The organism is Paraburkholderia sp. C35 (genome assembly GCF_003121405.1).
Taxonomy (GTDB): Bacteria; Pseudomonadota; Gammaproteobacteria; order Burkholderiales; family Burkholderiaceae; genus Paraburkholderia.
In genome coordinates, this window is sequence record NZ_QBUY01000176.1 from 1 (window position 1) to 10,504 (window position 10,504).

General features: G+C 60.9%; 11 protein-coding genes and 2 pseudogenes. 3 read left to right on the top strand and 10 right to left on the bottom strand.

What is annotated here, in order from left to right:
* Nucleotides 1–154: 154 nt before the first annotated feature.
* The 7 genes and pseudogenes from DK391_RS42705 to DK391_RS45130 form a co-directional block, all read right to left on the bottom strand.
* Nucleotides 155–658, bottom strand: a complete 504-nt coding sequence (locus DK391_RS42705) for a hypothetical protein (protein ID WP_109484040.1) — start codon at nt 656–658, stop codon at nt 155–157.
* Nucleotides 659–672: 14 nt separating this feature from the next.
* Complete coding sequence (locus DK391_RS42710) at nt 673–1,524, bottom strand: hypothetical protein (RefSeq protein WP_109484041.1); 852 nt, start codon at nt 1,522–1,524, stop codon at nt 673–675.
* 494 nt (nt 1,525–2,018) lie between these two features.
* Nucleotides 2,019–2,225, bottom strand: a pseudogene (locus DK391_RS42715) (MbcA/ParS/Xre antitoxin family protein); the annotation flags it as partial.
* A gap of 106 nt (nt 2,226–2,331) precedes the next feature.
* Nucleotides 2,332–2,919, bottom strand: a complete 588-nt coding sequence (locus DK391_RS42720; protein WP_109484043.1) for a hypothetical protein — start codon at nt 2,917–2,919, stop codon at nt 2,332–2,334.
* A gap of 12 nt (nt 2,920–2,931) precedes the next feature.
* Entirely contained in the window at nt 2,932–3,528 is a 597-nt protein-coding gene (locus DK391_RS42725; RefSeq protein ID WP_109484044.1) for a hypothetical protein, read from the bottom strand.
* A 113-nt stretch (nt 3,529–3,641) separates the two neighbouring features.
* A complete protein-coding gene (locus tag DK391_RS42730; protein WP_109484045.1) occupies nt 3,642–4,298 on the bottom strand; it encodes a hypothetical protein in 657 nt (218 codons plus the stop codon).
* The gene (locus DK391_RS45130) at nt 4,295–4,441 is read right to left on the bottom strand and encodes a hypothetical protein (RefSeq protein WP_204117539.1); all 147 of its coding nucleotides are present in this window, start codon (nt 4,439–4,441) and stop codon (nt 4,295–4,297) included. The genes DK391_RS42730 and DK391_RS45130 overlap by 4 nt, the downstream gene beginning before the upstream one ends.
* Before the next feature lie 663 nt (nt 4,442–5,104).
* On the opposite strand from DK391_RS45130, the gene DK391_RS42740 reads away from it, so the two are divergent.
* Nucleotides 5,105–6,250, top strand: a complete 1,146-nt coding sequence (locus DK391_RS42740) for a hypothetical protein (protein WP_109484046.1) — start codon at nt 5,105–5,107, stop codon at nt 6,248–6,250.
* A 33-nt stretch (nt 6,251–6,283) separates the two neighbouring features.
* Here DK391_RS42740 and DK391_RS42745 read toward each other — a convergent pair whose 3' ends face one another.
* Nucleotides 6,284–7,999, bottom strand: coding sequence for a phage integrase family protein (locus DK391_RS42745; protein ID WP_109484047.1), 1,716 nt, complete (start codon nt 7,997–7,999; stop codon nt 6,284–6,286).
* A 115-nt stretch (nt 8,000–8,114) separates the two neighbouring features.
* Between DK391_RS42745 and DK391_RS45540 the strand changes: the two are divergent.
* Both DK391_RS45540 and DK391_RS42755 read left to right on the top strand, forming a co-directional pair.
* Nucleotides 8,115–8,234: pseudogene (locus tag DK391_RS45540) on the top strand (AbrB family transcriptional regulator); the annotation flags it as partial.
* A 191-nt stretch (nt 8,235–8,425) separates the two neighbouring features.
* Nucleotides 8,426–8,638, top strand: a complete 213-nt coding sequence (locus DK391_RS42755) for a hypothetical protein (protein ID WP_109484048.1) — start codon at nt 8,426–8,428, stop codon at nt 8,636–8,638.
* A gap of 44 nt (nt 8,639–8,682) precedes the next feature.
* Here DK391_RS42755 and DK391_RS42760 read toward each other — a convergent pair whose 3' ends face one another.
* Together DK391_RS42760 and DK391_RS42765 are read right to left on the bottom strand one after the other, a co-directional pair.
* Complete coding sequence (locus DK391_RS42760; protein WP_109484049.1) at nt 8,683–9,228, bottom strand: hypothetical protein; 546 nt, start codon at nt 9,226–9,228, stop codon at nt 8,683–8,685.
* A complete protein-coding gene (locus DK391_RS42765) occupies nt 9,228–9,476 on the bottom strand; it encodes a hypothetical protein (protein WP_109484050.1) in 249 nt (82 codons plus the stop codon). Before DK391_RS42765 ends, DK391_RS42760 begins: the two co-directional genes overlap by 1 nt.
* Nucleotides 9,477–10,504: the final 1,028 nt, after the last annotated feature.

A 10,504-nucleotide genomic window follows, 5' to 3' on the forward strand; every position in this document is an offset into this window, starting at 1 on the left:
AGATGTGTATAAGAGTCATCAACACCGCAAAGCACCAGCACGAGTGCAGCGGCGCGCATTGATGTATTCATGAAAACTCTCCTTACAGTAGAAACGACAGGTGATTGAATTGATTGCGGACCGGCAACATATGGCCCGCACGCATACGACGAGCTCACCCCGGCATTTGTCGGAGCCTCGCCGTCCCAACGTCGGCCCGCCGCAGTCCGCGGCCGTGCACGCGCATCACGCCTTGCCTTGCTGGCCCAAGCAACACAAACATCCGCATGAGAAGTGCTCGCAGTTCGTCGTTCGAGAGCACGAATTCGGGTGCCGCCTGAACCAGCCACGCACGCATGGGGTCGACGTTGCTGGAAACACTCCCGCTGAGTACCGCTGCAACCTTGGTCGCTTCACGACTGGCTGCTGTATCCCTGATATCCAGCTCGACGACAGCGCGCAGGACGTCGGCACGAAAAGGCGCGGCATACGACGAAAATTTGAGCGCATATTCGGCGTCGTAGATGCCGAGCACCTGCGTGAGGCCTGCCCCTCCCTGCTCTACCAGCCGACGCGCGAACGCGGTGACGAGAGAGCGCGGCATTTCACCGCTTCGGCCGTGAAATCCCGCGTCATCCGAAGCCAGCACGCCCATGACCATCCTCTTCATACCTTCCATCTCTTTTTCCTCTTTCAAAACGCGTAAGCGACCCCGGCTACAAACGCCTGATTGGTTGTCTTCGAACTCGGCTCCATGATGGTCAGACCTTGCGAGTAACCAGCCCCGAGTGGCGAAGCACCGTATGTGAAGTGCTGCACCTCATATCGCATGGTCAGATGCAGCATGCGCGTAATTGCATAATCGGTTGCGACCGCTATTTGTTCAGAGGGCCGGGCACCAAGATGCAAAATAAAATCTGGCCTGCCCTGTACGCCACTGGGGCCGGTGACATTGGCAGCAAACGTGTAGCCAACCTGCAGATCCGCTGAAAGCACCAGGCGTGCGGTCGGCGCATACTGGATGAGTACTCCTGGCCCCGCCTCGTGATGGGAATACCGCTCCCGATTCAGTCCGCCGATGTCGCGGTACCATCGGTGGAAGGCGTACTGAACGTAGGGCGTAACCTGCACGGCTGCGCCAATTTCAAATGCCCGGCCTGCTCGAACTGAAGCATCGATCGTGGTATCAGGATGCGCGAGCACAACCGGAAAGCCGCCGACCGTATAACCGACATAGTCCGTCGGACCGTGAGATACGCTTAAGCTTGCGGCTGAATAGATCCCCTGCAGACCAAACGCGGCCCCCTGCCGCGACACATCTGCCCGCCACATTCCCTGCGTGCCGATTTCAGAATCCAGATAGCCGTTGCTATCTGTTGTCAGCCACTTTTGACCTGGAATCGCTATCTCGTGATAACTCGTGTTGTGGCCACCCGCTGCGATGCCGATCTCGTTGTTGGCACTAACAATGGCTTCGTTCGACCACGCCGATCGCGCGATAAGTAGTACTACGCACCCGACTGGTATCAATCCGCGTCCTGTCATTTCCGTACCCGCTATAAATGATGTTGAGAGCGCCCGGTTTGGAGCCCCGCGCCGCTGCATTGATTTAGCCACACGAAATCGCGGACGCAAGTCGACGGCTGCGCCGATGGGGTTTGGCCATTGCTCTACGACGTGTTTTCAGACTTACGGTCTGCATCACTGTTTGTATTCTACACTTTGAATATACAAAGTCTAGATTCTCGTCAAATTCTAGCAAACGGATGCGCGGTACCGTCGCGCCGGCTGGGCCATAGCGGTGAGGAAATAAGGCAACCAGGAACACGGCAAGTCAGCCCCAGTAGACGTCGTAGGGCGTGTCGGATCAGCCGTTTAAAGGATTGGGGCGGAGGATGCCCCTGAGGCGCGCTGACGGAGCGTAGTCAGCGGGATGGTGATCGGCGTGGCTCGATACGCGACGGGCCGGAAGCGATATTCAGTGGTCTGTTCGGGTTTGCCAGGAACTGGTTTCGCGCAGTCGCGGTGCGCTCACATCATCAAGCGAAATATCCTTCGTCAATCTGGATAAGCGCTTGCTCAACCAGCTGCGCGCCGTGCTCGGTCACAGCGATGTCCATCGCTGTGTGTCCCATAAATCGTTGACGGGGTTCGCGCAGCCATCGGTCGGCCTTGTCGCGATTGCCGAATGTCGCAGTCGCGTGCGCAATGATCCGGGCCAGCCGAGCGGCCTGTGAAGAATTCTCATCGTCACTGTGCGCAGTCATTACCGATCCTTCGTCAAAGGCGGCCAGCTTGATTATGGCGCGGCGTTACCGACTGCTGCGCACTTCCGGCAGTTCCGTCTGATACCTAGATTTTTTTAGGATAGAAACCGAACACCGAGGCCTGCATCGCGCCCATAAGTTTCTCGCTCACGTTCTTCACTTCGATAAAACTGGGTGTCACACCGCCATTTTTGGGGATCTTGGCCTTGAACAACCAGTATCGACCGTGGGCGAGCCAGTGCCGATAGTCGAGCACATGTTCGAATTCATCGATACGTGACTTGATTTCGGGTGCCAGGCGCTTCCATTCAACCAGAATGTGATCCTCCAGCGAAATCCGTTCTTTTTTCTTCTTCCTCAGTGCCTTGAAGGTGGTCGCCAGAGCGCTGGAATCCCTGACGTGTTTATCCGCGCGGTTTGCAAAATCAACCCGGATCGCGGCCTCCGTTGACGCGATAAGGTCGAGGATGGCGAGCAACTCGGTATCACGTCGCAATGCCGCAAAATAGGTGTTGATGTCCTCCTCTAGGGCCCCGACAAAGCGCGGATCGACAGCCCCGCCTTTGATGATCGTCTCGACATGGTGGGCGGCCTCGTAGGTGAAGGATCGGTTGCAGTCGTTAAGCCATTTCTGGACCTGCGTAACGTCTTTGTGCTGTCCCGACAAGCTCATGAATGCGCTTCCTCAAGACAGATTCGCAAGCGTGGCGAGCAGGCTCACAAAGTTTTCGCGATCAAGCGGTGCCAGATTGACTGTCGGCTGACCGGGAACACCAAGTTTCCACTCCCCGTCTTTCCTGAGATTGAAGGGCGTGTTCTCCGGTTCGTTGCTGTCGAGGATGAGACGTTCGGTTTGTCCGTAGACGCCTTCAAGATCGATGCGGCCGAATGCACCAAGGATAAAAGTCCCACGCGGAAGCAGTTTGACTACACTACCGCCAATCTTGATGCGCAAAGTCGTGGCCTGATAGGCCCCAATGTATTTTTCCGAGATCTCCATCTCACCGCTTGTAGTCTTGACGGCGTCGGCGTCGATCAGCGGCTTGAGCCACACATCGATCTTTCGGTAAAGTCCACCTACGTTCTTGAGCCACCATCTTTTCCGCTCAACGAACTGGGCCAGCTGGGACTCGTTTCTTCCTCGCTCGGCTTCTTGCATGGCGAGTTGTTGAAACTGCTTGAACGAAAGAATGCCGGAGGGCATCTCTGGACGCCCTTCCTTGGGCTCAGAGTCTGGCTTCTGCTTATCTTTCAGCGAAACTTCACTTTTCTTTCTGCTCATACGTCCGCCCCGCCAGTACGCAAGTACTGGCTCAAATTGCTTTCAATCTACTCTCCTGCCCCCCAGATCATTCCAGTGTGCTCATCAGGGTGCAGGCTAACCAACGCTGCTTCCTATTGTGCCTGCACGGGCTCACGAGGAATTTCGATTGTCGGTGAACCGCGCTTGCTGTGCTTTTCGAACGCATTCGCCAGAATGTCGAAGGTGTGGCGCGCAGCGTTGCGAACAGGAGTCGTTGGGCTGTCCAAAGTCGCACCCAGCAATTCGGCGGCAGCGTTGACAAACCAGACCGGCGTGGTCAGCACACGCCCGGGGAACGCCTGCTCGAGCGCCTCGATCAGGCGCCGGGACGATTCCTGGGCAAGCTTGTTGGTCGACCACGCGGACGGCAAGGCGATCGAACCTGGCATCGCACTCAGGTCCTTGGCCACGGCCTCGAGATCCTCCTCAGACGGCCGGAACGGCAACACAGTCATCTCGGCCGCTTCCGACATGGCCTGGTCAAACGCCGGCCGGTTGCCACCGCCGTCGACGACCAGCCAGCCGTTCTTTGTACTGGTACTCGCCACGATGATCTGCGAGAGGTTGTCCGGATCCCGGCCATCCAGCACCCCATATGGGCGACCCTCTGCCTTGATGTTGCGGTGCGGATCAGTCAGCACGTAGGCAGCGGGGTGTTTTTTCAGGATCGCGCCCAGACACAGCAGATGTGACGTGGTCGTCTTGGTGGTGCCGCCCTTCTGCCCGCCGACGTAGATGAGATTGCTCATAAGGCCGCCTTCTCCATGATTTCCAGCGCGATCTCCTGCGCGGTTACGGTTCTGCCCGCCTGTTTGCTGCGCTCGGCGGCGGCATTGATGTAGCGCGCCCACAGATCGACGGGCGGCCGCAAGGTGAGCTGGCGTGGTGGCATGGCGCCTGTCGCCTTCCGATCGGCGGCGGGCCTTCGGACCGGTGCCGCAGGCGCTGGTGTCGCAGCGGGCTGCACGGCGGGAGGCTCACCGCCAGGAAACGGTACGAGAGGTGTTGCATTGGCGGATCGCAGCCTCTCAGCTAGATCGGGGACGCCTTTGGCTGGCTTCACGGCTAACCTCATAAAGTTATAGATCTACAAAGTCATCACGTCGTAGCGTCTTGGCCTCACAACGCTTCGACACTAAAGCGTTATACATGCATAACTCGATACATGCATGACCTCATGACTGCATGACCTCATGACGGCACAACACCATAGCATCAAACAGTTAAAACCTCACGCCGTCACAAAGCTACAACACCAAAGCGTTGTGACACTACAACCTTGTTGCTTCATGCACTCATAAAGTTATAAAGTTATGAACGCGCAAAGTTTTGGCGTTATGAAGTTTCGTTGAATTTCTCTGAAATCCTTGTATGACGGGCGTTACAGCCCGTTCAGGAGCGATGGCCAGGCACTGACGAGAGCAGTCGGAGGCACACAATTCTGGCTTAAGAGCAGGGTACGGGGAGAGCAGACGGGACGTTTGAGAGCGGTGCGCAGCCGGGCGGCAACCTGGCCGCGCACCTGACACATCCAAACCTGTAAGGAGATTTGGACATGCTGACGGCATCATACCCTGCGACAGATCCCCGCCCGCCCGCATCGGGCGACACCCATCTGACTGGCAACGCCTACGTATTGCTGGCCATCGTGGCAATGGCGGCAGGCATCGCTGCCTCTTGCGTGACGGCCAACTTCCTTGTGCTTGGATTGCAGCGCACGGAAAGCGATCCGCTGATGCGAACCACTCTGACGGCCACCGGCATCCTGATGGTCATCTGTGAAGTCCTCGCGTTCGGGCTCGCCGGCGTACTGCCACGGCAAAGGATGCGGGATCTACGACACCGGCTCATTGCGCTTGGTACCGTGCTTCTCGTGTTCGAGACAGCAACGCTGTACACCACACAGATCACGCTCGCCCGCACGGCGGAATCGGCTGTGCAGTCGGACACCATACGCATCGAGCAGTTGCAAGCGACCATAGCGGCCCAGCGGGCCACCGCCCTCGCGTTGCGCGAAAATGGCCAACGCCAGAGCGAAAGCAGCCATTCGTGGGTCCGCAGCATGGGCGCCGCTACCCTGCGACAGGCGCTAGATGCAGAAGCACGCCTTGCGACCGACGTTGACGCGCTTGCCCGTCTGAAACGATCAAGCTCCCCGACGCTCGCCAACGCATTAAGCGAGCCCGGCATGGTGGCGTACAGCGTCGGTCGCTCGCTACTGATCGCTACGATGGGCGCAATCATGTGTAGCGCGGCCGGTACGTTGCTACGTGCCCGTCGGGATCTGGTTGCTGCATCGCCGGACGCGCTGCAGTGCCCCGTGCCCACGCCACTGGCACCCAATCCGAAGGAGAACGGGCTCAGCGTGATTGACGGGGTGACAGGCATCGCTGCATCGGACGTAGCGGCGCCTGTCGCTACACTTGTAGCGCCGCCAGAAGCGACCGCTACAGCACCGGACAGCGCGGGTGCAGTCTCCGGAGAGGCGGCAAGTGCCGACGCTGCATTCGAAAGTGGTAATCCTGACGAAATCCGGTATCGGCGGGTCCGCGAGGGAATCCTGTCAGGCGATGTACAGCCCAGCACACGCGCAATCTACTCGTATAGCGGTGCCACCCAGCGGGTTGCCACACGGTACCTGGCCGCCATGGAGAGGGCAGGGGAGTTGCGCCGGGTGGGACGAATCTACGCCCGCGTGTGAAGGCATTGCCTGCCGGGCGATCGCGTCGAGTGGCTATTCGGATCGCAGCAAGTCTGCGTCTCCGTAAAGCCGCCCGATCTGGCTCTGCCGGCGACGTTCGCTCGCGCGGGTATAGATCGCTGTGGTCGCCGCCGACGCGTGGCCCATGTACGACTGCACGACGTCGAGCTCCACTTTGGCCTCCAGCGCGTGCGTGCCGAACGCATGCCGCAGCGCATGCGGACGCACTCGAATCGCCACTGCGGCCGCCTGCGGGTCAGTCGTGCGCAGTTCGCCGAGATACGCGTCAAATGTGCGCGTCACCAGATGCCGAAGGCCTCTCACGCTATAGCCGTCAGCGGCATGTCTTGCGTCTGATCGCGGCGTCGGTGGCCGGCGAAGCGGAGCGAGCAGGGGACCCGAGGCTTCTTCGGCCACGCCGCGATCAAGCCAGTGCGCCTGCAACGCGGCGTACGCGGCGCCACTGACGGGTACCGCGCGCGGCTTATCGCCCTTGCCCTCGATATCCAGCTCGCCCCACAGGTCACCCGACGGGCCGGCGAGTCGGCGCAACCCCGCACGATCGGCGGCCGCGGCCTCCGCACAACGCAGACCAGAGTCGCGCAGCAGTATCACCGCCGCGTATGCCGTGCGCAGATGCGCGTCGAGCGCGCTTCGCCGCGTCAGCCAGTCAACGAAAGCAAGCCACTGATCCTGCGGCGGCGCCTTCTCGACCTGCAGATGCGGACGGGCCTTTGTTCGGCGGGGCAGGCCGGTCCACGGGTTCAGTCGCAGATAACCGCGGCCCACCAACCACGCGGCGAGCGCCGACAGGACGGTTTCCGCATGGACGCGACTGTCGCGGGAGAGCGGACCATGAAATGGCCGCCATCCAGCACGGTCCCGCGGCAGGCGGGGGCCGACCCAGCGCTCGGCCGGCTGCGGATCCGCGAGCCATTCACGATAGGCACGACAGTCGTCTGTGCTCGCCGAGCTGAACGGTCGGCCGCGTTCGATCACGCACCACGCGAGGAAGCGTTCCGCCTCGCGCCGGTATTTTCTAAAGGTCTCGCCGTCGGCATTCCATAGGGCAAGCCAGCTGCCAATCGCCTGTAGATCAGTCATCGCATCGATCGCACAATGCTCGTGCGGCGCACGGTTGGTCCCAGCATGCCCGTCCAACATCGACGGCAGCTGCATCCGCTCAAGCGGCGGAGTCGCGGCCAGACCCGACTCGAGCCGCACCGTGGCGGAAACGGCTAGCCCAACGGCGCCACCATCTGCACGACCATGGCGGTCCAGCCACCGCTCGAGTGTGGCGGCAGCGACCGTACCAATCCTCGGTATCTGCCGCCACCAGCCTGCGCCACGTCCGTCACGGCGCCGCCGTAGATCTCCGACTGTCGCGAGGCCAGCGGCACGCAGGCGCCGGGCCAGTACCGTGGCGAACCACAGTTCCACAGCGTGCGCATCGTCCGGCTGCGGGGAGCCGAGTGTTTCCAGTTCGCCCAGCGCAGCGCTCACGCGCGACATGCCGCGATCGGAATGGCGGGGCGGTGTCTCCAGCCACATCGCGAGATCCATCCGGTTGTGTTGCCGGGCACGCTGGATCAGTGCATCGCGGATCGCGAGGATCTGCCGGTGCGCGATGCGCGCATCCGGGATGACGTCGTCGGTCGCCAGATAGCGACCCGCGATGGCGTCGACGGGCACGCCTTGCAGCCACGCGCGCAGCGCGGCTAGATGGGCTCTCGTCACATGATCGGTCATGGGCGGTAGACTCTTCGAAAGGGTGGCAGGCACGGGAGGCCTGATGAACAGACCAACGAGAAAGCGGCGCCCTCGGCGCCATCAGGTTGATGATTCATCGAAATCTGCGCAAAAACGGATTCGACCGGCTTGCCGCCCGCTGATTGGGCTGCTTAAAAAAATCGCGAAATTCGGTCCGAATTTCATGTCCGATGGACGTGGCGAGCAGGAACAGACTGAACGCAAGGGTCTGTGATGCAGGTCGCGGCAGGCCTTCACTGCTGGTAGTTATCCCAGCCAGTATCGAGCTCAAGCACCGCAAACAGGGCGGAGCGAAACGCCGTGCGCGCCTTGCAGCCGCCCACCCAGCGCGGCCAGATGGGCTCTCGCCACATGATCGGTCATGGACGGTAGACTCCTCGAAACGGCGGCAGGCACGGAGGGCTGATGAGCAGACCCGCGAAAAAACGGCGCCCTCGGCGTCATCAGGTTGACGATTCAGAGGAAGCTGTGCGGAAACGGTTGCAGGCGTTCCTGGAACGTACGCGCGGCTGGACCGTCCGTGCCGATGCGGCATTGCGGGTGTTAGAGGAGACGCACCCGCTCGGGGAGATCGTGGTGCTGGCCGGTTCCACGAAGCCGAGGGACAAGAAGGAATAGCGGACATCAAGCCGGCGCCGGCACACAAGGGCATGATGGGTGGTTCACTCATCGTAAGTCGCCCGATAGGCGCATGCCTGTCGGTGACTGGCCTCGTAGTAGGCCTGCAGGTCATCCTGGAAGCGGCCGTCCAGCGCGCCATCGGGAGCCAGCTCCCATAGCTGCCCATAGAAAAAGAACGTGCTGGCCAGGACGGGATCGAGCGACGGAATATCCATCGTGTCGTCATCATCCAGATGCGCGACAAAACGGTCGCGATACGTTTTCACGACTGTCAGGTAATGCTCCCAGCCGGCCTCATCGAGCCCGAGCACCGCGAACAGGGCGGTGCGAAACCCCGTGCGCGCCTGCGAGTCCCGCACGAGCCGTCGCCAGTGATGTCGCGCGTGCCAATCGGCGAATACCTTGCACCACTCCAGCACCGCGATGTCGACGAAGTTGCTGTTTATCGTCCGGCCCATCTGGGAATCGTCCTTCAAGCGGCCCCGTCCGTCTTCAGTTTCGAACCCGGCCCGATAGAACGCGACATTGCGCACAATCGCGCAGGCGAGCAGCGCTTGACGGCGGGCAAAGCGGCGGTCCACCGGCATCAGTCGGATTCCGGCGCCGGCGCTGAGGCGGGCAAGGTCGCCTCACCAGGCTCGCCGGGTGCGGTACGCACGCGCCGGAGCGGGCCGGCGAGCACGGTCACGTGGTCCGGAAAGGCAACCGTGCGCGGCCGCATCGCCTGCTCGCGGGTGGCCATTGCAAAGGCCCACAGCCTCGCCTGCAGTTGCTCGCTGCTTTCATACGGCGGCAGCGACTCGCGCCGTCTTTTTCGCCGGTTGGCCTTGGTCATGGAGTCTCTCCGTGGTACTTGCTGCGCGGCTCACTGGCATTGCTCAGTGAAAAAGTGTGCCGCCTGTTCGGCCCTATTCGTGATCTCTCAGATCCGACAAGGACTCTTCCAAAGTGTCCGCTGCGTCCAAATGAAACTGCACAACGTCATTAGTCAAAGACTCGCCGTTGGGCATCTTGCGCGATTCGGCAGAGTCCCGCAAAAGGTTGATGGCTGCCCGCAAGGCAAGTGCTGGAGTCAAATTGGACACGATCTGTTTTCCTGTTGATGTGCATTGATAGCGTCGCGCGCGTCTTTGTTGTGCTGGCATTGGAGGCCTTGCGGGGCGGGCTTCCCGGCGGCTCCCCGCCTGAACCAGGACTTTATCACAGCGAAAACGCAATGCCGGTAAGTCTGGTTACCGGCATTGAAACGAAGCCGTTATCGGCCTGACACGCCAAGATAAACCGGTACCGTTTCAGCCGTGGCCAGGCACCGACTACCTTGGCATCGCCCGCCGCATGCTCCCGCGGGCGTGGGACTCGTGGGAAGGATTCGGCAGAATGGGGCTAGATGGCCATAGTATTGGGACCCACCCGTACAAGCCGTGCCTCGAGGCCAGGCCCTGTTAGAACCGAGGTCACCGCGAAAGTCCGTGCGCTGGTCGGACCCACGCCACCACCGTTCTCATCCCAGATGGTGGTTGGATTGCCTCCGCCGCCGTTCTCGTCCCAGATGGAGTTTGGATTTCCTCCATGTCCGTACTCGTCCCACATCGCTGCCGGATTCCCTCCGCCGCTATTATTCTCGTCCCAGATTGTGGTCGGATTTCCGCCGCCACCGTGCTCGTCCCACAGGCCCGTCTTCCCGTCTCCGCCCGTGGTTGGATCCGGGTACTTATCCGAGTCCTTAGGTTGGTCAGGCTGTGTCCCGCCGTCGCTGGGCGATGGGCTGGGGGATGGGGCAGGCGCAGTACCACCAGACGGTGCGGGAGCTGTCTCGTATACACCTCTCCGAGCCCACGCGACGGACTCCTACCTCGTCTGCCG

Bases quoted from the DNA above. Each gene is read 5' to 3' on its own strand.
- DK391_RS42705 (WP_109484040.1), bottom strand. From the start codon at position 658: ATGGAAGGTATGAAGAGGATGGTCATGGGCGTGCTGGCTTCGGATGAC.
- DK391_RS42710 (WP_109484041.1), bottom strand. From the start codon at position 1,524: ATGACAGGACGCGGATTGATACCAGTCGGGTGCGTAGTACTACTTATC.
- DK391_RS42720 (WP_109484043.1), bottom strand. From the start codon at position 2,919: ATGAGCTTGTCGGGACAGCACAAAGACGTTACGCAGGTCCAGAAATGG.
- DK391_RS42725 (WP_109484044.1), bottom strand. From the start codon at position 3,528: ATGAGCAGAAAGAAAAGTGAAGTTTCGCTGAAAGATAAGCAGAAGCCA.
- DK391_RS42730 (WP_109484045.1), bottom strand. From the start codon at position 4,298: ATGAGCAATCTCATCTACGTCGGCGGGCAGAAGGGCGGCACCACCAAG.
- DK391_RS45130 (WP_204117539.1), bottom strand. From the start codon at position 4,441: ATGCCACCACGCCAGCTCACCTTGCGGCCGCCCGTCGATCTGTGGGCG.
- DK391_RS42740 (WP_109484046.1), top strand. From the start codon at position 5,105: ATGCTGACGGCATCATACCCTGCGACAGATCCCCGCCCGCCCGCATCG.
- DK391_RS42745 (WP_109484047.1), bottom strand. From the start codon at position 7,999: ATGACCGATCATGTGACGAGAGCCCATCTAGCCGCGCTGCGCGCGTGG.
- DK391_RS42755 (WP_109484048.1), top strand. From the start codon at position 8,426: ATGAGCAGACCCGCGAAAAAACGGCGCCCTCGGCGTCATCAGGTTGAC.
- DK391_RS42760 (WP_109484049.1), bottom strand. From the start codon at position 9,228: ATGCCGGTGGACCGCCGCTTTGCCCGCCGTCAAGCGCTGCTCGCCTGC.
- DK391_RS42765 (WP_109484050.1), bottom strand. From the start codon at position 9,476: ATGACCAAGGCCAACCGGCGAAAAAGACGGCGCGAGTCGCTGCCGCCG.